Genomic DNA, 24,119 nt, shown 5'->3' on the forward strand with positions numbered 1-24,119 from the left:
AACTCCGGGAAGATCCCGCCCGGCTCAGAGCTTGACGATCATCTTGCCGGTGTTGTCGCCGCGCAGGACGCCGAGGAACGCCTCCAGGTTGTTCTCGATGCCCTGGACGACCGTCTCGCGGTACTTCAGCTCGCCCGAGCGGACCCAGGGGCCGACCTCCTCGACGAACTTCGGCTGGAGGTCGTAGTGGTCGCCGACCAGGAAGCCCTCGATGCGGCCGCGGGTCTGGATCAGACGGGCGAGGTTCTTCGGGCCGGGCGCGGGCTCGGTGTTGTTGTAGACGGAGATCGCGCCGCAGATGGCGATGCGGCCGTTCAGGTTGAGGGAGCCGATGGCGGCCTCCAGGTGGTCGCCGCCCACGTTGTCGAAGTAGACGTCGACGCCGTCCGGGGCGGCGGCGCGCAGCTGCTCGCTCACCGGGCCCTTCTTGTAGTTGAAGGCGGCGTCGAAACCGTACTCGTCGAGGAGCAGCCTGACCTTGTCGTCCGAGCCGGCCGAGCCGATGACCCGGGAGGCGCCCTTGAGCTTCGCGATCTGGCCGACCTGGCTGCCGACGGCGCCCGCCGCGCCCGAGACGAAGACGGAGTCGCCCTCCTTGAAGGAGGCCGTGCGCAGCAGACCGGCGTAGGCGGTGAGCCCGGTCATGCCGAGCACACCGAGGTACGTCGACAGCGGCGCCGCCTGCGGGTCCACCTTGACGGCGTTCTTCGCGTCCACGGCGGCGTACTCGCGCCAGCCGAAGAAGTGCAGGACGTGGTCGCCGACGGCGATGCCCTCGGCGTTGGAGGCGACGACCTCGCCCACCGCGCCGCCCTGCATGACCTTGCCCAGCTCGTAGGGGGCGGCGTAGGACTTGGCGGCGCTCATGCGGCCGCGCATGTACGGGTCGACGGAGACGAACAGGTTGCGCACCAGTACCTGGCCGTCACGCGGGGTGCGGACCTCCGCCTCGACGAGCGCGAAGTCCTCGGGCTTGGGCCAGCCGACCGGCCGGGTGACCAGGTGCCATTCGCGGTTGACGGCGGGGAGGGCGGGGGAGTCGGTCATGGGGCACCTTTCCTGGGGCTTTCCCGAAATGTTTCAGGGTATGAAACAACCATGCGGCTGAACATTTCAGCTTGTCAAACAAATGGGTACCCTGGATTCCATGGCCACACCACGCGACACCACCCGCCGACCCGACGCTCTCACCCTCGAAGTCGTCGAGCTGATCGGCGAGGTCGTGGCCCGCTTCCACGCCGACTACGAGGAGGCGGCGGCGGAGCGCGCCCTGACCGGGGCCCAGGCCAAGCTGCTCAGCCTGCTGTCGCTGGAGCCGCTGCCGATGCGGAAGCTGGCCCAGAAGCTGAGGTGTGAGCCGTCGAACGTCACGGGGATCGTGGACCGGCTGGAGTCGCGGGGGCTGGTCGAACGGCGGTCCGATCCCGGCGACCGGCGCGTGAAGGTCGCGGCGGCGACGGAGGAGGGGCGGCGGGTGGCGCGAGGGCTGCGGGAGTCGCTGCGGTTCGCGCGGGCGCCGTTGGCGGGGCTGTCGGAGGGGGAACGGGTCGCGCTGCGGGACGCGTTGCGGAGGATGCTGCGGGCGGACGGCTGAATGTCCGCCGTTCAGGGGGTGGGTCACGCGGCCCGGCGTTGGCGGGGTGCCGCTGCGCCCACCCGTGCCGCCTGGGGGTGCCTCCCAGGCCGTTCAGGCACTGGGGGAGGCACGAATGCCCGCGGTTCGGGCTCGGGCTCGGGCTCGGGGCTAGGTGCACCACCACAGGAAGCGGTCGCAGGTTTCCGTCGGGGTCGGGTCCGGGGTGTCCGTGGGGGTGGGGGTGGTGGCCGGGGGCGGGTCGTCGGACTCCGGGGACGACGGGTCCGGGTCCGCGGGACGGGTGGTGTCCGGGGACGGCGCCTCGGGGGTGTCGGGGGTGTCGGAGTCGTCCGCCGTTTCCGACTTCTCGGCGTCCGGGGACTTCGACGCCGACGCGGACGCCGACGGCGAAGCGGAGGCGTCGGGGGACGGGGTGCCCGAGGCCGTGGTCGCCCCCGAGGTCTTGTCGACGGGTACCGCCGACGCCTCCCCCACCTCCCGCGTCGACTCGCCGTCGGCGGTCTCGCCGCCCGCCGCCGCCGGTTTGTCCGGCGAGTGCGGGGCGTCCGTGCCGAGTTCGGCGAGGCTCAGTCCCCCGGCCGCCAGGACGAAGCCCGCGGCGATGAGCAGGGTCCTGCGGCGGCGCCTGCGGTGCGCGGCGGCCTTGCGGTCACGGCGGCTGGACCGGGCGCCCGGTGGGGCGTCGTCGTCGGGGGTGTCGTCGGCCGCATCCGCCTCGTCGGCGAGGCGCGGCGAGGCTTCCTCACTCGCCGTCAGACGGGCGTCGGACGCGGGGGGTTCTCCGGCGGGCGTGCCGCACCCCGGGCAGGCGAGGGCGCCGTTGAGGTGCCGTCGGCACGGGTTGCAGTAGTCCATGACGCGGGAAGGTTAAGTTCCGGGGCGGGTGTGTTCCTAGAGGCGCCTGTGAAGGTTGTGTGGGAAAGCGCTCGCGAGCCCGCCTCCCGCACTTTCGAAACTGTCGAAACCGTTATGTGTCCGACCCATTGACACTCCGAGCACCCCGTCCTTACTGTCACGCCAGCATTTCGAACGAGTGACGAAATTTCGAACAGACCGAAGGGCAGCCGCCGTGCGCATCACCGGAATCAGCACACACGTGGTCGGGACGCCGTGGCGCAACCTGACCTACGTTCAGGTGCACACCGACGAGGGCCTCACCGGAGTCGGCGAGACCCGGATGCTGGGGCACACCGACGCGCTCCTCGGCTATCTGAAGGAGGCCGAGGCCAACCACATTCTCGGTTCCGACCCGTTCGCTGTCGAGGACCTGGTCCGCCGCATGAAGTACGGCGACTACGGCCGCGCGGGCGAGATCGTGATGTCCGGCATCGCCGTGGTCGAGATGGCCTGCTGGGACATCAAGGGCAAGGCCCTCGGTGTCCCCGTGTGGCAGCTGCTGGGCGGCAGGGTCACCGACAAGGTGAAGGCGTACGCCAACGGCTGGTACACGACCGAGCGCACCCCGGAGGCGTACCACAAGGCCGCGCAGGGCGTCATGGAGCGCGGGTACCGGGCGCTGAAGATCGACCCGTTCGGCACCGGGCACTTCGAGCTGGACCAGCAGCAGACGAACTACGCCGTGTCGCTGATCGAGGCCGTGCGGGACGCCATCGGGCCGGACGCCGAGCTGATGCTGGAGATGCACGGCCGGTTCTCGCCCGCCACCGCCGTACGGCTCGCGCACGAACTGGCGCCCTTCAAGCCGGCCTGGCTGGAGGAGCCGGTCCCGCCGGAGAACCTCAAGGCGCTGAAGAAGGTCGCCGAGAAGGTGGACATCCCGGTCGCCACCGGTGAGCGCATCCACGACCGGATCGAGTTCCGCGAGCTGTTCGAGGACCAGTCGGTGGACGTCATCCAGCCCGACGTCGGTCACATCGGCGGCATCTGGGAGACGCGGAAGCTGGCCGCCACCGCCGAGACCCACTACACGCTCGTCGCCCCGCACAACGTGGGCGGACCCGTGCTGACCGCCGCCTCCCTCCAGGTCGGGTTCACCTCCCCGAACTTCAAGATCCTGGAGCACTTCAACGACTTCGCGGACGCGGAGATCAAGAAGGTGGTGAAGGGGGCGCCGCGGGTGGATCCGGAGGACGGGTGCTTCCACCTCTCCGACGCGCCCGGTCTCGGCGTCGAGCTGGACACCGACGCGGCGGCCGAGTTCCCGCAGCAGCAGGCGCGGTTCGACCTGTGGGCCGAGGGCTGGGAGCAGCGCAAGCCCAAGAGGTCAGAGAAATGAGGGGCATGAGCGGCGCGGTCGTCGTCGAGGCGCCGGGGGTGCACCGGCTCGTGCCGCACGAGCCGCGTGAACCGGGACCCGGCGAGGCACTGGTGCGCGTGCACGCGGCCGGGATCTGCGGCAGCGACCGCGAGGTCTACCAGGGCAACCGGCCCGAGGGGTACGTGCGTTACCCGCTCACCCCCGGGCACGAGTGGTCCGGGACCGTGGAGCGGACCGGCGCCGGGGTGCCGGTCTCGCTCGTCGGCCGGAAGGTCGTGGGTGAGGGCTTTCGCAACTGCCAGGTGTGCGACCGCTGTCACGCGGGCGAGACGACGCTGTGCACGGCCGGGTACGAGGAGACGGGGTTCACCCAGCCGGGCGCGATGGCCCCGACGCTGACCCTGCCCGCCCGGCTCCTGCACGTCCTGCCCGACGACGCCGACCTCACCGCCGCCGCCCTCCTCGAGCCCGCCGCCTGCATCGCCGCCGCCGCGCTGAAGGCGAACGCGCGCCCCGGCGAGCGGGCCGCCGTCGTCGGCACGGGCACGCTCGGCATGTTCGCCGTGCAGTTCCTGCGCGCCGCGTCCCCGGCCGAACTGCTGGTCGTCGGGACGCGCGGGGACCGGGAGGCGCTGTCGCGGCAGTTCGGCGCGACCGACTTCCGTACGAAGGACCGGCCGCTCCCGGACGACTTCGACGTGGTGATCGAGACCGCCGGGTCCGCGGACGCCGCCCGCACGGCCGCCGCGCTGCTACGCAGGGGCGGCCGGCTGGTGCTGACCGGCATCCCGGCGCCGGGTGCCGACGGTCTCGACCCCACCGACCTGGTCGTACGGCAGCTGGAGGTGCACACCGTCTTCGGGGCGCCGCCGGACGCCTGGGCGCACACGGTGCGGGTCTTCGCGGCCGGCCTGCTGGACCCGCGGCCGCTGGTGACGCACGAACTGCCGCTCGAGGAGTTCCCCGAGGCCATCGAGCTGGTGGGCTCGGGCGACCCGAAGGTCGGGAAGGTGCTGCTGCATCCGGACGCCCATCCCTGAGCCGTACGCCGGTGCGGGGGCGACCTGACGGCCTCCGTACCGGCGTACACCCACCGGACGGACCGTCTCGCACCCAAAGCCGCGAACTTCGTCCGACATACCGAACACTAAGGACAGCTTGTGACCGACGCTTCCGCCACGGCCGCCGCCCGCAGGCCCGGTGAGCAGGCGCTCACCGCCCTCGGCCTGGCCGCGCCCGCCCCCGATCCCGCCGACGCCTCGCCGCACTCCTTCCCGGGCGGTGGCCGCTGGCGCACCGAGATCCCCTCCTGCGAGGGGCCGGAGGCGCTGGGGGTGGTCCTCAAGGAGTCCTCGCGGCTGGACGTGCCGATCCACCGGATCAGCCAGGGCAGCGGCGTGTGGATGCTGACCGACGCCGAGATCACCGAGATGGTCGAGGCCACCGCCGAACGCGACATCGAGCTCTGCCTGTTCACCGGCCCGCGCGGCACCTGGGACATCGGCGGCTCCACCCGGACCGACTCGGGCGGCGCGGGACTTCGGGCACGCGGCCACGACGCGGTCGCCGGATGCGTCGAGGACGCCGTGCGCGCGACCGAGTTGGGCGTCACGTGCCTGCTGGTCGCCGACGAGGGCGTGCTGTGGACGCTGCACCGGGCCCGCAGTGCCGGCATCATCCCGGCCGACACCACGCTGAAGGTCTCGGCGCTCGTCGGGCCGGTCAACCCGGCCTCGTACGCGGTGTACGAGCGGCTCGGCGCCGACTCCATCAACGTCCCCAGCGACCTGACGCCGGATCACCTGACCGAAATACGGCGGGTTTCGGCCGCGCCCATGGACATGTACATCGAGGCTCCCGACGACCTCGGCGGCTATGTGCGGATGTACGAGGTCGCCGAGCTGGTCCGGCGCGGCGCGCCGATGTATCTGAAGTTCGGCCTCTCCAAGGCGCCCGGGATCTATCCGTACGGGCACCACCTGCGGGAACTGACCCTGGCCACGGCCAAGGAGCGGGTACGGCGCGGCCGGCTCGCCCTCGACCTGCTCGCCCGGCACGGAGCGGACGGGGAGATGGCGCCGCTCGGTACGCGGTTGCCGGGGTCGCTCAACCGGTTCGAGATCTCGTCATAACGTTCCGGAAACTCCCTTCACAAAAGAAGACATGACCGCGCACAATCCCACACACCTGTCTCTCGGTCGATCCACCCTCAGCTATTCGCGTGCCGGCACCACCGGACCGAGGCCCTGACCCACATCAAGGATGATGACCATGCGCAACCGCAGAGCCGCAATCGCCGCCATAGCCACCGCCGCCTCGCTCGCCCTCACGCTGTCCGCCTGCGGCCAGAACAGCGAGGGCGGCAGCGAGGACGACAAGGGAGGCAGCGACGGCGCCACCGTCGGCATCGCGATGCCGACCAAGTCCTCCGAGCGCTGGATCACCGACGGCGCCAACGTCGAGAAGGAACTCAAGTCCAAGGGGTTCAAGACCAAGCTCGTCTTCGGCGAGGACGACCCGGACCAGCAGGTCTCGCAGATCGAGAACATGATCACGCAGGGTGTGGACGCCCTGATCGTGGCCGCGATCGACAACAAGTCCCTCGGCAACGTCATGCAGCAGGCCAAGGAGGCCGACATCCCGGTCATCTCCTACGACCGGCTGATCCTCGGCACGGAGAACGTCGACTACTACGCCTCGTTCGACAACGAGAAGGTCGGCGAGCTGCAGGGCGGTTACATCGTCGACAAGCTCGGTCTGAAGGCGGGCAAGAAGGGCCCCTTCAACATCGAGCTGTTCGCCGGCTCCAACGACGACAACAACACCCGGTACTTCTTCCAGGGCGCGATGAACGTCCTGAAGCCCTACATCGACAAGGGCCAGCTGGTCGTCCGCTCCAAGCAGACCGACCTCAACCAGGTCACCACCCTGCGCTGGGACGGCGGCACCGCGCAGCGGCGCATGGACGACCTGCTCACCTCCAGCTACCGCAGCGCCCGGGTCGACGCCGTACTCTCGCCGTACGACGGGATCTCCATCGGCATCCTGTCCGCCCTGAAGTCGGACGGCTACGGCTCCGGCAGCAAGACCATGCCGGTCGTCACCGGGCAGGACGCCGAGATCGCCTCGGTGAAGTCGATCAAGGCCGGCCAGCAGACCCAGACCGTCTTCAAGGATCTGCGCGAGCTCGCCAAGGTCGCCGCGAACATGGTCGACGCGGTCCTGAACGACAAGAAGCCCGAGGTCAACGACACCAAGTCGTACGACAACGGTGCCAAGGTCGTCCCCGCCTACCTGCTGCAGCCGGTCAGCGTCGACAAGAGCAACTACGAGAAGATCCTCGTCGACGGCGGCTACTACTCCGCGGACCAGCTCAACTAACCGGGCCCCCTCAAGGATTGGAAGGCACGACCATGGCGGGACCCGTCCTGGAAATGCGCTCGATCGTCAAGACCTTTCCCGGTGTCAAAGCGCTGTCGGACGTCACGCTGACCGTTCGCCAGGGCGAGGTCCACGCCATCTGCGGAGAGAACGGCGCCGGCAAGTCGACCCTGATGAAGGTGCTCTCCGGAGTCCATCCGCACGGCAGCTACGAGGGGGACGTCCTCTTCGAGGGCGAGACCTGCCGGTTCAAGGACATCCGGGCGAGCGAACAGCACGGCATCGTGATCATCCACCAGGAGCTGGCGCTGGTGCCGTATCTGTCCATCGCGGAGAACATCTTCCTCGGCAACGAGCACGCCAAGCGCGGACTGATCAACTGGAACGACACCCTCAAGCACGCCACGGAGCTGCTGCGCCGGGTCGGTCTCGACGAGCACCCCGAGACCCGGGTCGCCGACATCGGCGTGGGCAAGCAGCAGCTGGTGGAGATCGCCAAGGCGCTGTCGAAGAAGGTGAAGCTGCTCATCCTCGACGAGCCGACGGCGGCGCTGAACGACGAGGACAGCGGCAAACTCCTCGACCTGATCCTTCAGTTGAAGGCGCAGGGCATGACCTCGATCATCATCTCGCACAAGCTGAACGAGATCCGCCGGGTGGCCGACTCGGTCACGATCATCCGCGACGGGAAGTCCATCGAGACGCTCGACGTGAAGGCGGCGGAGACCACCGAGGACCGGATCATCAGCGGGATGGTCGGCCGCGACCTGGAGAACCGCTTCCCGGACCGGACACCGCACCAGCCCGAGGAGGGCGCCGCCCCGGCCCTGGAGATCCGCAACTGGACCGTGCACCACCCCATCGACCAGCAGCGCAAGGTCGTCGACGACGTCTCCGTCGAGGTGCGGCGCGGCGAGATCGTCGGCATCGCCGGACTGATGGGCGCCGGCCGCACCGAGCTGGCGATGAGCGTCTTCGGCCGCACCTACGGCCGGTACGCGGGCGGCACGGTCCTCAGGGACGGCACCGAGATCCGTACCAAGACCGTCCCGGAGGCGGTCAAGCACGGCATCGCGTACGTCACCGAGGACCGCAAGCACTACGGTCTCAACCTCATCGACACCATCAACCGGAACATCTCGCTGACCGCGCTCGGCAAGGTATCCAAACGGGGGCTCGTCGACGAGCACGGGGAGCGGCAGGTCGCCGAGGACTACCGCAAGTCCATGAACATCAAGGCGCCGACCGTCTTCGAGCCGGCGGGCAAGCTGTCCGGCGGCAACCAGCAGAAGGTCGTCCTCAGCAAGTGGATCTTCGCGGGTCCCGAGGTGCTGATCCTGGACGAGCCCACACGCGGCATCGACGTGGGCGCCAAGTACGAGATCTACACGGTCATCGACCGGCTGGCAGCCCAGGGCAAGGCGGTCGTCTTCATCTCCTCCGAGCTGCCGGAGCTGCTCGGCATGTGCGACCGCATCTACACGATGGCCGCGGGACGGCTCACGGGTGAGTTCTCGCGGGCCGAGGCCTCGCAGGAAGCGCTGATGCGTCGGATGACGAAGGACAAGATGGACCAGAAGGACAAAGAGGTAACCCGATGAGCACGGACGTGACCGCCAAGACCCCGGCCCCGGCGCCACCCGGCAAGGACGGAGCGGGTTCCGGCGACGGCCTGCTGCAGCTGATGCTCGACGGCATGCGCCGCAACATGCGCCAGTACGGCATGCTGATGGCCCTCGGCCTGATCGTGGTGCTGTTCGCGGTGTGGTCCGACGGCGACCTGCTGCTGCCGCGCAACGTCTCCAACCTGGTGCTGCAGAACAGCTACATCCTGATCCTCGCCATCGGCATGATGCTCGTCATCATCGCGGGCCACATCGACCTGTCGGTCGGCTCACTGACCGCGTTCATCGGCGCGACGGCAGCCGTACTGATGGTCAACAACGACCTCCCCTGGCCCCTCGCGGTGGTGCTGTGCCTGGCCATCGGCGCCGTCGCGGGCTCCGTGCAGGGCTTCTTCATCGCCTATCTCGGCATACCGTCGTTCATCGTGACCCTTGCGGGCATGCTGCTCTTCCGCGGTCTGACGGAGATCTTCCTGAAGGGCCAGACCCTCGGCCCCTTCCCGAAGGACCTTCAGAAGATCGCCAACGGCTTCCTGCCCGAGGTCGGCCCGAACACCAACTACCACAACCTCACCCTGCTGCTGGGCTTCGCCCTGATCGCCTTCGTGGTGTACCAGGAGGTCCGCGACCGCAAGCGGCAGCAGGAGTTCGCCCTCGAGGTGCCGCCGGTCAAGCTGTTCCTGCTGAAGCTGGTCGCGCTGGTCGCCGCCGTCCTCGCCGTCACACTGCTGCTCGCCAGCTACAAGGGCGCCCCGGTCGTGCTGCTCATCCTGGGCGTGCTGGTCGTCGGCTTCGGCTACCTGATGCGCAACGCGATCATCGGCCGCCACATCTACGCCATCGGCGGCAACCTGCCCGCGGCCAAGCTGTCGGGCGTGAAGGACAGGAAGGTCACCTTCCTGGTCTTCCTGAACATGGGCATGCTCGCGGCCCTGGCGGGTCTGGTCTTCGCCGCCCGCTTCAACGCGGCCTCGCCCAAGGCGGGCCTCAACTTCGAACTGGAGGCCATCGCCGCCTCCTTCATCGGCGGCGCGTCGATGAGCGGCGGCGTCGGCACGGTCCTCGGCGCGATCATCGGTGGTCTGGTCCTGGGCGTGCTGAACAACGGCATGAACCTCGTCGGCATCGGCACCGACTGGCAGCAGGTCATCAAGGGCGCGGTCCTGCTGGCGGCGGTCGGGTTCGACGTGTGGAACAAGCGCAAGGTCGGTTCGTAGGTCACCAGGGGCCCCGTCCGCCGTGGCGGACGGGGCCCGCTTCTGTCACGGAAGTAGGAGCCCGCACATGGAACTGAGCAGACGAACGGTCATCGCGTCAGCGGCCGCGGCCGGCATCGCCGCCGCCACGGTGGGCGGCACGGCACACGCCACGGGAGGCAGGAAGCCGGTGAAGGAGCTCTTCGGCAAGCTCGCCGACGGCACGAAGGTGTACCGCTGGTCGCTGGAGAACGGCGGCACGCGGATGAAGGTGCTGTCCTACGGCGGCGTCGTGCAGTCCCTGGAGATCCCCGACCGCCGGGGCCACCACGAGAACGTCTCCCTGGGCTTCGACAACCTCGACGACTACGTGGCCCGCAGCCCGCACTTCGGCGCCCTGATCGGGCGGTACGGCAACCGCATCGCCAAGGGCCGCTTCACCCTGGACAGCAGGCAGTACCAGCTCTCCGTCAACGACGGCGAGAACTCCCTGCACGGCGGCGCCCTGGGCTTCGACTACCGGGTGTGGGACGTCGAACCGTTCACCGACGGCTCCGACGTCGGGCTGCTCCTGCACTACACCAGCGTCGACGGCGAGATGGGCTACCCGGGCACGCTCAGGGCGAAGGTGACGTACACACTCACCCGGCGCGGCGACTGGCGCATCGACTACGAGGCCACCACCGACAAGGCCACCGTCGTCAACCTCACCAGCCACGTGTACTGGAACCTGGCCGGGGAGGGCAGCGGCACCGTCGAGGACCACGAGCTGTCGATCGAGGCGTCCCGCTACACCCCCACCGACGCCGGCCTGATCCCGACCGGCGAGCTGGCGCGGGTCTCCGGTACGCCCTTCGACTTCCGCCGGGCCAAACCCGTCGGCCGGGACATCCGGGACGCCCACCCGCAGCTGGTCACCGCCAAGGGCTTCGACCACAACTGGGTCCTCGACAAGGGGATCACCGACCGCCCCGAGCACATCGCCACCCTGCGCGACCGCGCCTCGGGCCGCACCCTGCGCATCGCCACCGACCAGCCCGGCCTGCAGTTCTACTCGGGCAACTTCCTCGACGGCACCCTGACCGGCACCGGCGGCGCCCTCTACCGCCAGGGCGACGCGCTGTGCCTGGAGACGCAGCACTTCCCGGACTCGCCGAACCAGCCGTCGTTCCCGTCGACGGTGCTGCGGCCCGGGCAGACGTACCGGACGTCGACGGTGCACTCCTTCGACGCGTGAAAACCGACGCGTGAGGACCGACGCGTGAGGACCCCCGGTCCGGGGAAGGCACACTTTCTTCACACCCTTTGAACGGCGCCCCGTCCGCCTCCGTATGTAGGGGCGGCCCGTGTCCCCCGCGCGGGCCGCCCGCCTACGGAGACCTACGGAGGTCCACTTGTCCGGCAACGTCACCTCGTTGTTCCGCAGCACCGCGGCGCACAGCCCGTCGATGGCGGCGCTGACGCGGGAGAGCGGCGAGGCGGCGGGCGCGGGACCGGTGGACTTCTGCATCCCCTGCAACCCGTACTTCCCCACCCCGGCGATGTTCGACGAGATGGCCGGGCGGCTGCGCGACATCATCACGTACTACCCGAGCAGCGCCGACACCATCACCGCCGAACTGTGCAGTCTGCTCCAACTCCCGCCGCAGTGCGTGGCGATGGGCAACGGCTCCACGGAGCTGATCACCTGGATCGACCACCTGCTGGTCCGGGAGTCCCTCGCCGTCCCCGTCCCCACCTTCGGCCGCTGGACCGACCAGCCCATGGAGACCGGCAAACGGGTCGACATGTTCCCGCTCCAGGAGGCCGGCGGCTTCGCCCTCGACCTCGCCCGGTACGCCGAGTTCATCCGGGCCAGGGGCACCCGGGCCGTGGTGATCTGCAACCCCAACAACCCCGACGGCGGCTATCTGCACAAGCAGGCGCTGGTGCAGTTCATGGACGCGATGGCCGACCGGGACCTGGTCGTCGTCGACGAGTCCTTCCTGGAGTTCGCCGACGCGGAGGCCGACGCCAGCGTGGTCCAGGAGGCGATGCTGCGCCCCAACGTCGTCGTCCTGCGCAGCCTCGGCAAGAACTTCGGGCTGCACGGCATCCGCTTCGGCTACCTCGTCGCCAACCCGGCGCTCGCGGGCCGGGTGCGCGCCATGCTCCCCAAGTGGAACCTCAACTCCTTCGCGGAGTACGTGGTGTTCATGCTGCGCGACCACGGCGCCGAGTACGCGCAGAGCCTGCACCAGGTGCGCCGCGACCGCCTGGAGATGACCGGCCAGTTGTCCACGCTGCCCGGCCTGACCGTCTACCCCTCCCAGGGCAACTTCCTCTTCGTCCGCCTTCCCGTGGGCGCGGAGGGCACCGCCGTGCGGGACCGCATGCTCACCGAGCACCGGGTCCTGGTGCGGGAGTGCGGCAACAAGATCGGTTCGTCCAGCCGCTTCCTGCGTCTCGTGGTGCGCCCCCAGGTGGACGTGCGTCGTCTGGTGTCCGGCCTGGAGCAGGTGCTCTACGGGTCCAGGAGGGGAGCCGCCGTGCCCGAGCCCGCCACCGGGACCGGCTACAGCTCGGGCACGGCGGCGGTGGACCGCCTGATGTACGAGACCAACGGGTCCGGCATGCGCGCGATCACCGCTCAGACCGCCGGTGCCGGTACCCCGGGGCTCGCCGCCGCTCCGGCCGCCGTCGTCGGCACCGGCACCGGCATGCCGCTCCCCGCCGCGGTGCCCGTCGCTCCGGCGGCGGCCACCGTCGGCCCGGTGCCGGTGCCGACGGCACCCCAGCAGGTCCCGCAACCGGCGCCGGTCCCCCAGCCGGCGCCGTATCCCGGCACGGTGCCGTATCCCGGAGCGGTGCCGGTCCCCCAGCCGGCACCGCTCCCGCAACCCATGCCCGCCCCGGTTCCGGCGCCCGCACCGGTCGCACCGGCCGCCTCATACCCGCCCGGCCCCACGCCGCCCGGTGTCCCGGCCCGCGGGGGTCTCACGGCGGCCCAGGTCAGGGGCACCAACGGCCTGGAATCGGTCCCGGCGACGGGCTGGCCCAACGCGGCGGGGATGGGCCGGGCTGGCTGAGCCCTCCGCCGGCCGTCCCTACCCGGTCGAGGTGGACGAGGTGGGTGACGGGCTCGGGCAGGGTGCGCCGGTCGGGGAGGCCGTGGGGTCGGGGGACGGTGTTTCCGGTCCCGGGGAGCAGTCGTCCGGGTCGCTCGGCGAGGGGCCCGGGTCGGTCGGGTCCGGCGAGGGTGCCGGGCTGTCGGTGGGGGTCTCGGTCGGGGTGTCCGTGGGCGGCTGGGAGGGGTCGGGGCTCGTCGGAGGGTCCGTCGGGGAGGAGGGGTCCGGGGCCGGTGACGTGGAGGGCGCGGAAGGGGACGGTCCGGGGCTGCCCGGCGTGGTACTCGGGTCCGGGCCGATGACGATGCCGCCGCCCCCGTCCCCGCCTCCCCGGCCGCCGCTCTCGCCGTCGACGGGCTCGGTCGCCGGGGTGTCGCCGCCCGCGCCGGGGCTCTTCGGGACGACTCCCTTGCCGTCGGGGACGGTGTGGACTCCCCGGCTGTAGAACTCCAGCCAGTATCGGACCAGTTCCAGGTAGGAGCGGGAGTTGTTGTAGCTGAGGATCGCCCGGTCCAGGTCGGCCGCCCGGCCCAGATCCCGGTCGCCGGCGCACAGGTAGTGCCCGGCCGCCAGCGCCGCGTCGAAGACGTTGTTCGGGTCGGCGCGGCCGTCGCCGTTGCCGTCCGCGCCCCAGCGGGCCCAGGTGGAGGGCAGGAACTGCATCGGGCCCACCGCCCGGTCGTAGACCGTGTCGCCGTCGTGGGCGCCCCCGTCCGTGTCCCGGATCAGGGCGAAGCCCCGGCCGTCGAGGGGCGGCCCGGTGATGCGGCCCCGCGTGGTGCCGTTCCGGTCGACCGCACCGCCTCGCGCCTGGCCGGACTCGACCTTGCCGATCGCCGCGAGCAGTTCCCAGGGCAGCCGGCAGCCGGGGTCCGACCTGCCGACGGAGGTCTCGGCGGCGCGGTAGGCGCGCAGCACGGTGGCCGGAATGCCCGACTGGGTGCGGACGTCCCGGGCGAGGGCGGGGGAGGCCGGCGTGCCGTTCCGCGTCGCCAGGGGCGGGAGTTCGGTGTGGTAGGAGCCGTCACCCGGTGGGGCGAGCCCGGCGAACGGACCGTCCGCGGTCGGCGGTGCGAGGTCGTCGGCGGCCGGTCCGGTGTGGGAGTCCTTCGCGTCCGGGGTGAGGCCGGGGGCCTGGGAAGCGGTGAGGGCCGCCATGGCCGCCACGGCGAGGGCGGTCGTCCGCAGTCCCCTGCGGGCACGGCGTACGGACATGGTCGTCACTCCTGTCGGATCCGTCGGAGGTGCGGGGCGGGGCGGGGCGGGGGCCTGGTGCGCTCAGCGGCCGAAGGTGTCGATGCCGGAGACGAGCCAGCGTCCGTCGCGGCGCACGACGTCGACGGCGACCATGGCCGCGGCGTACACGCCCTCGTCCTTCGCGGCGTCGTCCCCCTCGCTCGCCTTGCCGTCCTTGTCGTCCTTGTCGTCCTTGTCGTCCTTGTCGGCCGGGGTCTTGCTCCCGTTGGTGGCGACGCTGCTCTGGTCGGCGTAGACGAGGACCCGGGCCCGGTCGCCGTCGATCCGTTCGACCGCGCTCTCGGTGACCGTGGTGGTGATCACCGCCTTCTGTGCGTCGGCCCGTTTCCGGACGTCGGCGAGCAGCTCCTCATGCTGGCCGACGGCCTTGCCCGTCAGCAGCTCCTTGGCTGCCTTCTCGAGGGCACCGGGGTCGGCGTGGTCGTAGGAGAAGAGCCGGTCGACGGCCTTGGCCGCCTGGCCCTTGATCTCGCTGGTGCGGGCGAGGTCGGTCAGGGCGGTGTTGCTCCGCGCGGGCTCGGTCCTGAGCGCCTCGGCCTCCGAGTGCGCCCAGCCCGCGAAGCCGCCGAGGAGCACCGTCAGGGCGCAGAGCACCACGAGGCCCACGGGGCGGCGGGTCCGGGCCCGTGCCGTCTTCTCCCCGGCCGTGGCCGGTTCGGTCCTCCGCGGCGAGGGCGTGGGCGGGGCGTCGGCGGTGTCCGAGCGGGGCAGGACGGCCGTGCCGCGCGCACCGGTGCGGGCCGGCGTGCCCGGCGGGCTCCCGGCGGAGGCGGCGGGCCGGGTCTCACGGGCCTGACGGCGTCGCTGGCGGTTGATGTGGTGTCGGGTCGTCGACATGGTGCGGTGTCCTCCTCGCTGCGGCCGGCTTGTGCGGTACGGGACCGGGTCAGCCGGCCGATGTGCCGCCCACGGGTGCCTGGCCGAGGGCGCTCAGCTTCCACCGGCCGTCGGTGCGGGTGAGTTCGCCGAGCATGCGGCTGTCCTTGTCGGTCTTCGCGCCGTCGGCCGCCTTGACGGTGACGCGCAGGGCGACCAGCACCCGGGCGCGGCCGGCCCGGTCGTCGAGTTCGGTGACGGCGCCCGACAGCACCCGGGCCGTGCTGACCGTCTTCGCCTCCTTCACCTGCTCGGCGAACTCGGTGCGGCCGGACGTCAGTTGTTCGTGCAGTTCGCCGGTGGTCGACGACTCCCAGAGGTCGAGGTCCTGTTTCAGGTCGCGGTGGTCGAGCGTGTTCAGGTTCTGCACGGCCTGCTCCCCGGCGGAGAGCGCCTTGTCCCGCTGCGCCGCGTACGCGGCCTGCTCGTCGTGGGCCGCCCGGTACCAGTCCTGGCCCGCCCACGCGGCGAAGCCGCCCGCGACGAGGGTGAGGGCGAGGGCCAGGGCGGGCAGCGGCCGGGAACGGCTCGTGGTGAGGACGCGGACCGCGCGTTTCATGGGGTACTCCCGTCTGCCGCGCATGTTCAGCGGGCCTTGATGTCGACGATCCGCCACCGGTCGTCCTCGAACCGTGCGGTGACGCTGAGCTGGGCTGCCACGGTGGTGGCCGCGTCCTTGCCGCGGCGGGAGGTCTGGTCGAGGAAGACCAGCAGGCGGGCCTTGTCGCCGTCGAGTTCGACCACTCCGGTGCGGACGGCGCGGGTGCTCAGCGTGACGCGCTGGTCGGTGAGGTCGTCGCGCACCCGGGCGAAGAGGGTTTCGTACTGGCGGGCGGCGCGGCCGTCCAGGACGGTGTCCGCGGAGCGCTCGGCGGCCGCGGTGCCGTCCGGTGTGTAGGAGAAGACGCGGGCGAGGGCGTTGCCGATGTCGCCGGCGACCCGGGTGGTGGCCTCGGTGTCGGTGAGCGCGTGGTTCTGTGCGGGCGCGGCCGACCTCAACTGGTGGGCCGCGTAGAAGAAGCCGCAGCCGCCGAGGACGAGGAGCGCCGCGCTCCCGGCCAGCGCGGCCCGCCGCAGCCGCCCGCCCGTCCGGCGCCCGGCGTCCCCGGGGCCCTCCGTCTCGGCGGGCGCGGTCTCGGAGTCCGCGGTCTCGGCGGGCGCGGTCCCGGCGGGCGCGGCCCCGGAGTCCGCGGCCCCGGAGTCCGCGGTCTCGGCGGGCGCGGTCTCGGAGTCTGCGGTCCCGGCGGGCGCGGCCCCGGAGCCTGCGGCCCCGGAGTCCACGGTCCCGGCCTCCGCAGTCCCGGCGGCCGCGGCCCCGGAGCCCGCGGTCCCGGAGTCCGCGGTCCCGGAGTCCGCGGTCCCGGCGGGCGCGGTCTCGGCGTCCGATTCCGGGGCCGGGTCCGCCGCCGTGCCGGGTTTCGGGGGGGCGCCCTTGCGCAGTGTCCACGTCGGTGTCATCGGTCCCCGCCCTCCTTCTCCCCCTCGACCGGTACGGCGCTCAGCGCCCGCACCTTCCACTCCCCCTCGCCGGTGCGGGTCAGGACCGCCTCCAGGCGCTTGCGGTCGGTGGACGGCTTCTTCGTCGCGGCGGGTGTGACCTCGACGCGGACGGTGGCGATGAGCTTGGCCGTGCCGGAGCGGGTGTCGAGCGCGGTGACGGCGGCCTCGGTGACCGTGGCGCGCGCCGAGGCCCCGGTCTTCGCCTCGGTGCCGCCGAGTTCCTTGCGCAGCGGGCCGGTGGAGACGTCCCGCCAGTCCCGGATGCTCCGCTCGGCCCGCTGCCGGGTGGAGGCGTCCAGCGTGGTGAGTACGGCGATGCCCTCGCGCCCGTCGGCGAGCGCCTCGTCCCGCTCCCGGCCGTACGCGAGCGAGTCGTCGGTGCGGGCCTGCGCGTACGTCCACGCGCCGGTGCCGCACAGGGCGAGGGCCAGCGCGAGCCCCGCTCCGGTGAGGACGCGGGCCCGCCTCATCGCGTGCCCCCGGCCGGGGCGAGGAGTCCCGACAGGTCCGCCGGTGCCTCGCCGCTCTGCCCGGGCAGGGCGAGGGCGCCGGGGAGTGCCGGGGACCCGGCCCGCGGTGTCCCGCCGCTGCCCGAGGGCAGGGAGCCGGGTTTGGCCGGGTCGGGCACCGCGCCGCCCTCGGGCGCGTTCGCCGAACCGCGCACGTTCGAACCGCTGGAGGCCGGGGCGGTGCAGGACGCGCCGGTGTTGAGGGCCGGGGCGGTGCCGAGGTCGAGACCGTTGCGGTAGCGCGTGCCGCCGTATCCGTCGGTGCAGGGCAGGGGGGTGAAGAAGGTGACGGCCATGCCGAGGTTCAGCTTCCCTCCGTCGACGGCGGTGGCACCGGCGGCGACGGCCGCCGGGTACTTCACGAGGAGTTCCTCCATGCCGCGCTGCCGGGTGACGGCGACCTCCGAGGTGGTGAGCAGGTTGGCGAGGACCACGCCGAGGCTCGGGTCGAGGTCCCGCAGCAGGCCGCTGACCTGGGTGGCGGCGTCGGGGGTGACCGCGAGGAGGCGGCGCAGGTCGGCGTCGGAGCCCTTGAGGGCGACCGCCAGGTCCTTCGCCCCGACGGCGAAGTCGCGGATGGCCTTCGACTCCTGGGCCTGGGTGCGCAGGACGGTCTCGCCGTCGTTGATGAGCAGGGTGGTGGACGGCAGGGCGCGGTCGGCGGCCTCGACGAAGTCGCTGCCGCTGTCGAGCAGCACCTGGAGGTCGTCGCCGTGTCCTTCGAAGGTCTTGCCGAACTCGTCGACGACCGTGCGCAGATCCTCCAGCGGGACCGAGCTCACGAGGTCGTCGACGCTGGTGAGGACGTCGGTGACGGGTGCCGGCACCTGGGTGTCGGCCTGTTCGATGCGGGTGCCGTCGGCGAGGTAGGGCGAGCCGTCGCTCTCGGGCCGCAGGTCGATGTACTGCTCGCCCACGGCGGAGAGCCCGGCGACCACGGCCTTGGTGTCGGCGGGGATGCGGGGCGCGGACTTCTTGATGCGCAGTTCGGCGACGACTCCCTCGGCGGTGAGGCCGATGGGGCCGACGCGGCCCACCGAGACGCCCCGGTAGGTGACGTCGGAGTGGGTGAACAGGCCGCCGGTGCGCGGGAGTCGTACGTCGACGGTGTAGTAGTCGGCGACGCCCACATACCGGCCGAGGTCGGCGTAGCGGATGCCGAGGAAGGAGAGGGCGAGGACGGCGATGAGGAGGAAGGCGAGGTTCTTCAGCCGTACGGCGAGGGTGATCACCCGCGTTCACCCCCGGACGCGGCCCCGGCTTCGGACACCGAGGGCAGTGGCAGCGGCGAGGAGGGGCTCCGCTTCCCCGAGGACCGCTTCTTCGCGGCCGGGCCCGCTCCGGCGTCCAGGGTCATGGAGGGGGACGGAGCGGGGGTGCCCTCGGACACGAGCGGCGGGATCACCTCGGTCCCGGGCACGGCGACCATGGTCAGGTACGTGTTGAGGTAGTCGCCCTTGACCCCGCGCAGCACCTCGTCGGTGAACGGGTACGTCAGCAGCACCTGGAGCGAGTCGGGCAGGTCCGTACCCGCGTCGGCGAGCGCCTTCAGCGTCGGCGCGAGGGCCTTGAGGTCGGCGATCATGTCGTCCTTGCTCGCGTTGATGGTGGTGACGGCGACGCCGGAGAGCGTGTCGAGGGAGCGCAGCATGGTCAGCAGGGAGCCGCGCTGCCTCTCCAGCGTCTTCAGTCCGGGCGAGAGGTCGGTGAGGACGGTGCCGACGTCGTCCTTGCGGGTGGCGAGGGTGGAGGAGAGCCGGTTGACGGCGTCGAGGGCGTCGGTGATGTCTCCCCGGTGGTCGTCGAGGTCGCTCACCAGGGTGTTGACCCGCTTCAGCATGGAGCGGACCTCGGGTTCGCGGCCGCCGAGCGCCGAATTGAGCTCCTGGGTGATGGTCTTGAGCTGGTTGACGCCGCCGCCGTTGAGGAGCAGGGACAGGGCGCCGAACACCTCCTCGACCTCGGTGTTGCGGCTGGTGCGGGCCAGCGGGATGACGCTCCCGTCCGTCAGCCGGCCGGTTCCGGTCTCCTTGGCGGGCGCGACGAGCTGGATGTACTTCTCGCCGAGCAGGCTGGACTGTTCGAGCCGTGCGGTGGCGTCGGCGGGCAGTCGCACCGCGCCGTTGATCTCCATGGTGACGCGGGCCGACCAGTCGTCCTTGCCGAGTTCGATGTCGGTGATCCGGCCGACGGCGACGTCGTTGACCCGCACCGCGGAGTGCGGGACGAGGCTGAGCACGTCCTGGAGTTCCGCGGTGACGGTGTAGGGGTGGTCACCGAGGTCGGCGCCGCCGGGCAGCGGCAGGTCCTCGATGCCGTCGAAGCCGCTCGGCACGACGGTGACCCCGCCGAGGGTCAGGGCGAAGGCGAGACCGACGGCGATCAGTCCGCCGGCGGTGAGGCCCGCGGCCCGGCCCGCGGTGAGCGTGCCGCGCTTCATCGGCCGTCCCCCTTCTCCTCGTCGGCCGCGCCCGTCACGGGCAGCGGCAGCAGCGGGCCGCCGATGCTGATCTCGTTGAGGTTGGCGCGGCCGTCGAGGGTGCGGGTGTCGGGGTTGTAGGCGTTCACGACGTTGCCCGCGGCCAGTGGTGCCACGTCCAGCGCCTCGGCCAGCGAGGCGCGTTGCTCGACCAGGGTCCGGGTGATGGGGACGAGCCGGTCGACGTTCTTCTTCAGCTCGCCCCGGTTGTCCTCGATGAAGGTCTTGACCTGGCCGAGGGCCGTGCCGAGTTCCTCGAGCGCGCCGGTGAGGTCGTCCTTGTTGTCGGCGAAGAAGCTGACGACCTCGTCCAGGCGCTCCTGCGCGGTGCGCACGTCGGTGTCCTTGTTCTTCAGCATGGTGGTGAAGGTCTGGAGGCTGCTGAGCGTCTTGAACAGGTCTCCGCTGCTGCCGTCGAGGGTCTTGGCCGCCTTGCCGAACTGCTCGACGCTGTCGCCGATGACCTCGCCGTTGCCGTCGAGGTTGGCGGCGCCGGTCCGCAGCAGTTCGGACAGGGCGCCCTCGGAGTTGGCGCCGTCCGGGCCGAGGGCCTCGCCGAGTTCGGTGATGGAGTCGTAGATCTGGTCGATCTCCACGGGGACCTGGTTGCGCGAGGCGGGCAGTACGGCACCGTCGGCGAGGGCGGCGCCCGCGCTGTAGGCGGGGGTCAGCTGCACGTAGCGGTCGGCGACGACACTCGGCGCGACGACGAGGGCCCGGGCGCCCTTGGGGACCTTCACCCCTTCGTCCAGGAGGAGGCCGACGCGGACCGTGGTGCCCTCGGGCCGCACCGACTCCACCTCGCCGACCCGTACGCCGAGGATGCGCAGGTCGGACCCGGCATAGACGCCGATGGCGCGGTCGAAGTAGGCGGTGATACGGGTGCCGTCGGCTTCGAGGGCCCGGGCGGTGACGAGGCCGCCGGCCGCGAGCACCACGAAGGCGAGTACACCGGTGAGGATCTTTCGGCGTCGGTTCATCACTCACCGCTCCCCTGGGCCGCCGCGGGCTGTTTCGGCGGCAGGCATCCGGTCTCGGGCTGGGAGGTCTCGGGCAGGTAGTCGCGGGGCACGACGCCGCACAGATAGCTGTCGAACCAGCGGCCGTTGCCGAGGGTGTTGCCGACCAGGCGGTAGTACGGGCCGACCAGTGCGAGGGTCTTGCCGAGCTGGGTGTTGTTCTTCGCCAGGACGCCGGTGACGCGGCTGAGGGCCTTGAGGGTGGGGCCGAGTTGCTTCTCGTTGTCCTTGACGAGGCCGCCGAGTTCGGTGCCGAGGTCCTGGCTGCCCTTGAGCAGGGCGCTGATGGCGGCGCGGCGGTCCCGCAGTTCGCCGAGCAGGGAGCCGCCGTCCTCGATGAGGGTCTCGAAGCTGGACTTCTTGTTCGCCAGGGTCTTGGTGAACCGGGCGCTGCCCTTGAGGAGTTCGGAGAGTTCCGAGTCGCGCTTGGAGACGGACCGGGAGAGGTCGGACAGGCCGGTGGCGGCCTTGCGTACGTGGGGCGGGGAGTCCTTGAAGGTCTCGGAGATGGTCTCGAAGCTCTCCGCGAGCCGCCGGGTGTCGATGTCGTCGACGGTGCCGCTGAGGTCCTGGAAGGCCTGCGTCACGTCGTAGGGGGAGGTGGTGCGGGCCAGCGGGATGCGGCTGCCGGGGTCCTGCCGGCCGGAGCCGAGCGGGTCGAGTGCCAGGTACTTGTCGCCGAGGACCGTCTTGATCGCGATGGCGGCGGTGGTGCGGTCGCCGAGCCAGGCGTCCTCGACCTCGAAGGTGACCTTGACCTTGGCACCGTCGAGGGCGACGCCGGTGACCTTGCCGACCTTGACGCCCGCGATGCGCACCTCGTCGCCCTCGTCCAGGCCCGCGGCCTCGGAGAAGTCGGCGCTGTAGGAGGTGCCGCCGCCGAACGGCAGCCGGTCGACGTTGTAGACGAGGAGGGCGAGCACGGCGAGGACGAGCAGCCCGACGACGCCGACGGCGACGGGGTTGCGTTCCTTGACCGGCTTGAAACGCGGCCTTCCGCGCGGGCGCCTCATCCCCGGCACCTCGATTCGGTGATCGCGATGCCGGTCGGCGGCTTCGAGCCGTCGGAGGTGGTCACTCCGCTCACGCGCGCCTCGCAGAGGTAGAGGTTGAACCACGATCCGTAGGAGGACAGGCGGGCCAGGGCGGTCATCTTGGCGGGGGTCTTCTCGAGGAAGTCCTCGATCTGCGGGGTGTGTTCACCGAGGTTCGTCGAGAGCCGGCCCAGTTCGCGGATGTCCTTCTTGAGGGGCTCCCGCCCGTCCTTGAAGAGGTCGGCGGTGACGGTGGTCAGGTCGCCCATGGCCGCGACGGCCTTGCCGAGGGGTTTGCGGTCCTCGTTGAAGCCGGTGACGAGTTCCTGGAGGGTGACGACGAGGTCGTCGAAGCTGTCCTCCCGGTCGTTGAGGGTGTCCAGGACGGTGGTGAGGTTCTCGACGACCTGGCCGATCACCTTGTCCTTGGCGGCGACGGTCGTACCGAGCGAGCCGATGTGGCGGATCAGGCTGTCGACGGTGGCGCCCTCGCCCTGGAGCACCTGCACGATCGATCCGGCGAGTTCGTTGACGTCCTTCGGGGAGAGCCCTTCGAACAGCGGCTTGAAGCCGTTGAAGAGCAGGGTCAGGTCGAGCGCGGGCGTGGTGCGGTCCAGCGGAACGGTGCCGCCCTCCTCGAGGGTGCCGGTGAGGTCGCCGCTGCCGCGGTCGAGGGAGACGTAGCGCTGGCCGACCATGTTGAGGTACTTCACGGCGGCGGTGGTCGACCGGGGCAGCCTGCGGTCCTCGCGGACGGTGAAGGTGACCTGCGCGGTGCGCCGCCCGACGACACGCACGTCGGTCACCTCGCCGACCTCCACCCCGGAGATGCGCACGCTGTCTCCGTCGACGAGTCCGGTGACGTCGGTGAACAGGGCCTTGTAGGTGGTGGTGCCGGTCCCGGAGTCGACACCGGTGCCGGCGACGCTGAGGCCGAGCACGGTGGTGGCGAGGGCGGTGACCACCACGAAGACGAGGGACTTGAGCAGCGGTCCGGTCAGCGGGCGGCGCCGGGTGTGCGCGTTGTCGGACCTGGTCATCGAAGCGTCACCTCCGTACCGCGGTAGACGGGGCCGACGAGCAGGCTGCTCCAGTCGGGCAGGTCACCGGGGCTCTTCCCGGCGGCGGGGGCGAGGAGTTCGTTGACGAGGTCGTTCTCCTGCGGGGAGTTGGCGGGCCCGAGGTCCTGGTCGGCCGCGGCGGAGGCGGCCCGCACGGTGGGCCTCGGCAGCGTGCCGACGTAGGGCACGGAGGGGCAGCGGGGCCCGCCGCCTGCGTCGTACACCGGGGTGTCGCGGCCGGGGCGGTAGGCGCCGCGCGAGGCGACGGTGGTGACGTCGACGTGGACGCCGGGCCGGTCGGTGCCCTTGCCGAGCGCCTTGTCCATGGCCGGTACGAACTCGGCGAGGGTGCGCAGGGTGCAGGGGAAGGCGGAGGAGTACTCGGCGAGCAGTTCAAGGGTGGGCCGGCTCGTGGCGCCGAGCCGGATGATGTTGTCCTCGTTCTTGCGCAGGAAGGCCGTCACGTCCTCGGCCGTGCGGGTCGTGGCGCCGAGGGTGGAGGCGAGTTGGGCCTCCTGCTCGGCGAGGGTGCCGCTGGTGGTGGTGAAGTCGGTGAGCGCCGTGATGATGTCGGGCGCGGCGTCCGCGTAGACATGGCTGACCTTCACGAGTTCCTTGAGGTCACGGTTGAGGGCGGGCAGGTTGGGGTTGAAGTCCTTCAGGTGCGCGTCCAGCAGGGTGAGCGTGTCGCCGAGCCGCTCTCCGCGCCCTTCCAGGGCCTGCGAGACGGCCGAGAGGGTCGAGGACAGCTTCTGCGGCTGGACGGCGGTGAGCATCGGCAGGACGTTGTCGAGCACCTGCTGGAGTTCGATGGCGTTGGCGGAGCGGTCCTGGGGGACGACGGCGCCGGCGGCCAGGGGCTCGGCCGAGGCGTTCCGAGGCGGTACGAGGGCCACGAACCGCTCGCCGAACAGGGTGGTCGGCAGCATCTGGGCGCGTACGTCGGACGGTACGTCGTCCAGCGTGCCGGGCTTCATGGCGAGGGTGAGCCGGGCCCCCTCGCCGGTGGCGTCGATGGCGCGGACCTCGCCGACGACGACGCCGCGCAGTTTCACCTCGGCGCCGGGGTGCATCTGGTTGCCGGCGCTGCCGGTCTCGACGACCACCGGGTCGGAGTCGGTGAACTCCTTGTCGTAGACGGCGACGGCCAGCCAGATCAGCAGGGCGGGCACCAGCACGAACACCACTCCGGCCAGCCGGTGGCGCAGCTTCTGTCCGCGGAGGCCTCGGGGGCCGCCGGTTCCTCGGGGTCCGCTCATC

The 24,119-nt window shown here is 71.3% G+C and carries 22 protein-coding genes; 9 read left to right on the forward strand and 13 right to left on the reverse strand.

The window, feature by feature from the left end; genetic code table 11:
* Positions 1 to 24 precede the first annotated feature (24 nt).
* On the reverse strand, positions 25 to 1,047 hold the full coding sequence (locus tag ACGH7X_RS12255; RefSeq protein WP_399884582.1) for an NADP-dependent oxidoreductase: 1,023 nt from the start codon (positions 1,045 to 1,047) through the stop codon (positions 25 to 27).
* A gap of 100 nt (positions 1,048 to 1,147) precedes the next feature.
* On the opposite strand from ACGH7X_RS12255, the gene ACGH7X_RS12260 reads away from it, so the two are divergent.
* On the forward strand, positions 1,148 to 1,594 hold the full coding sequence (locus ACGH7X_RS12260) for a MarR family winged helix-turn-helix transcriptional regulator (RefSeq protein WP_399884584.1): 447 nt from the start codon (positions 1,148 to 1,150) through the stop codon (positions 1,592 to 1,594).
* Positions 1,595 to 1,744: 150 nt separating this feature from the next.
* On the opposite strand, the gene ACGH7X_RS12265 is transcribed toward ACGH7X_RS12260, so the two are convergent.
* Positions 1,745 to 2,452, reverse strand: coding sequence for a hypothetical protein (locus ACGH7X_RS12265; RefSeq protein ID WP_399884587.1), 708 nt, complete (start codon positions 2,450 to 2,452; stop codon positions 1,745 to 1,747).
* Between the two features lie 214 nt (positions 2,453 to 2,666).
* Here ACGH7X_RS12265 and ACGH7X_RS12270 point away from each other — a divergent pair, with 214 nt between their 5' ends.
* From ACGH7X_RS12270 to ACGH7X_RS12305, 8 genes are all read left to right on the forward strand, one after another.
* Entirely contained in the window at positions 2,667 to 3,833 is a 1,167-nt protein-coding gene (locus ACGH7X_RS12270; RefSeq protein ID WP_399884589.1) for a mandelate racemase/muconate lactonizing enzyme family protein, read from the forward strand.
* A gap of 5 nt (positions 3,834 to 3,838) precedes the next feature.
* Entirely contained in the window at positions 3,839 to 4,855 is a 1,017-nt protein-coding gene (locus ACGH7X_RS12275) for a zinc-binding dehydrogenase (RefSeq protein WP_399884591.1), read from the forward strand.
* Between the two features lie 120 nt (positions 4,856 to 4,975).
* Entirely contained in the window at positions 4,976 to 5,947 is a 972-nt protein-coding gene (locus ACGH7X_RS12280) for a hypothetical protein (protein WP_399884593.1), read from the forward strand.
* 139 nt (positions 5,948 to 6,086) lie between these two features.
* Complete coding sequence (gene chvE / locus ACGH7X_RS12285; protein ID WP_399884595.1) at positions 6,087 to 7,196, forward strand: multiple monosaccharide ABC transporter substrate-binding protein; 1,110 nt, start codon at positions 6,087 to 6,089, stop codon at positions 7,194 to 7,196.
* Between the two features lie 32 nt (positions 7,197 to 7,228).
* Positions 7,229 to 8,797, forward strand: coding sequence for a multiple monosaccharide ABC transporter ATP-binding protein (gene mmsA / locus ACGH7X_RS12290; RefSeq protein ID WP_399884597.1), 1,569 nt, complete (start codon positions 7,229 to 7,231; stop codon positions 8,795 to 8,797).
* Positions 8,794 to 10,038, forward strand: a complete 1,245-nt coding sequence (gene mmsB, locus ACGH7X_RS12295; protein ID WP_399884599.1) for a multiple monosaccharide ABC transporter permease — start codon at positions 8,794 to 8,796, stop codon at positions 10,036 to 10,038. The genes mmsA and mmsB overlap by 4 nt, the downstream gene beginning before the upstream one ends.
* A 67-nt stretch (positions 10,039 to 10,105) precedes the next feature.
* Complete coding sequence (locus tag ACGH7X_RS12300; RefSeq protein WP_399884601.1) at positions 10,106 to 11,254, forward strand: aldose epimerase family protein; 1,149 nt, start codon at positions 10,106 to 10,108, stop codon at positions 11,252 to 11,254.
* A gap of 157 nt (positions 11,255 to 11,411) precedes the next feature.
* On the forward strand, positions 11,412 to 13,085 hold the full coding sequence (locus ACGH7X_RS12305; protein WP_399884602.1) for a pyridoxal phosphate-dependent aminotransferase: 1,674 nt from the start codon (positions 11,412 to 11,414) through the stop codon (positions 13,083 to 13,085).
* A gap of 18 nt (positions 13,086 to 13,103) precedes the next feature.
* On the opposite strand, the gene ACGH7X_RS12310 is transcribed toward ACGH7X_RS12305, so the two are convergent.
* The 11 genes from ACGH7X_RS12310 to ACGH7X_RS12360 form a co-directional block, all read right to left on the reverse strand.
* Positions 13,104 to 14,339 (reverse strand): lytic transglycosylase domain-containing protein, encoded by a 1,236-nt coding sequence (locus ACGH7X_RS12310; RefSeq protein WP_399884604.1) that lies wholly within the window; start codon positions 14,337 to 14,339, stop codon positions 13,104 to 13,106.
* Between the two features lie 63 nt (positions 14,340 to 14,402).
* Positions 14,403 to 15,218, reverse strand: a complete 816-nt coding sequence (locus ACGH7X_RS12315) for a hypothetical protein (RefSeq protein ID WP_399884606.1) — start codon at positions 15,216 to 15,218, stop codon at positions 14,403 to 14,405.
* A gap of 49 nt (positions 15,219 to 15,267) precedes the next feature.
* Positions 15,268 to 15,816: a nuclear transport factor 2 family protein gene (locus tag ACGH7X_RS12320; RefSeq protein WP_399884608.1), complete on the reverse strand. Its 549-nt coding sequence runs from the start codon at positions 15,814 to 15,816 to the stop codon at positions 15,268 to 15,270.
* Positions 15,817 to 15,842: 26 nt separating this feature from the next.
* Positions 15,843 to 16,538: a hypothetical protein gene (locus tag ACGH7X_RS12325; protein ID WP_399896970.1), complete on the reverse strand. Its 696-nt coding sequence runs from the start codon at positions 16,536 to 16,538 to the stop codon at positions 15,843 to 15,845.
* Between the two features lie 173 nt (positions 16,539 to 16,711).
* Positions 16,712 to 17,227 (reverse strand): hypothetical protein, encoded by a 516-nt coding sequence (locus tag ACGH7X_RS12330; RefSeq protein WP_399884610.1) that lies wholly within the window; start codon positions 17,225 to 17,227, stop codon positions 16,712 to 16,714.
* The gene (locus ACGH7X_RS12335; RefSeq protein WP_399884612.1) at positions 17,224 to 18,498 is read right to left on the reverse strand and encodes an MCE family protein; all 1,275 of its coding nucleotides are present in this window, start codon (positions 18,496 to 18,498) and stop codon (positions 17,224 to 17,226) included. Before ACGH7X_RS12335 ends, ACGH7X_RS12330 begins: the two co-directional genes overlap by 4 nt.
* Entirely contained in the window at positions 18,495 to 19,706 is a 1,212-nt protein-coding gene (locus tag ACGH7X_RS12340) for an MCE family protein (RefSeq protein WP_399884614.1), read from the reverse strand. Before ACGH7X_RS12340 ends, ACGH7X_RS12335 begins: the two co-directional genes overlap by 4 nt.
* Positions 19,703 to 20,725, reverse strand: coding sequence for an MCE family protein (locus tag ACGH7X_RS12345; RefSeq protein WP_399884616.1), 1,023 nt, complete (start codon positions 20,723 to 20,725; stop codon positions 19,703 to 19,705). The genes ACGH7X_RS12340 and ACGH7X_RS12345 overlap by 4 nt, the downstream gene beginning before the upstream one ends.
* Complete coding sequence (locus tag ACGH7X_RS12350) at positions 20,725 to 21,777, reverse strand: MCE family protein (RefSeq protein WP_399884618.1); 1,053 nt, start codon at positions 21,775 to 21,777, stop codon at positions 20,725 to 20,727. The genes ACGH7X_RS12345 and ACGH7X_RS12350 overlap by 1 nt, the downstream gene beginning before the upstream one ends.
* A complete protein-coding gene (locus ACGH7X_RS12355) occupies positions 21,774 to 22,838 on the reverse strand; it encodes an MCE family protein (protein ID WP_399884620.1) in 1,065 nt (354 codons plus the stop codon). Before ACGH7X_RS12355 ends, ACGH7X_RS12350 begins: the two co-directional genes overlap by 4 nt.
* Entirely contained in the window at positions 22,835 to 24,118 is a 1,284-nt protein-coding gene (locus ACGH7X_RS12360; RefSeq protein WP_399884622.1) for an MCE family protein, read from the reverse strand. Before ACGH7X_RS12360 ends, ACGH7X_RS12355 begins: the two co-directional genes overlap by 4 nt.
* Position 24,119: the final 1 nt, after the last annotated feature.

The sequence above is a fragment of the Streptomyces sp. BBFR51 genome (assembly GCF_044591655.1).
In the GTDB taxonomy this organism is placed as follows: domain Bacteria; phylum Actinomycetota; class Actinomycetes; order Streptomycetales; family Streptomycetaceae; genus Streptomyces.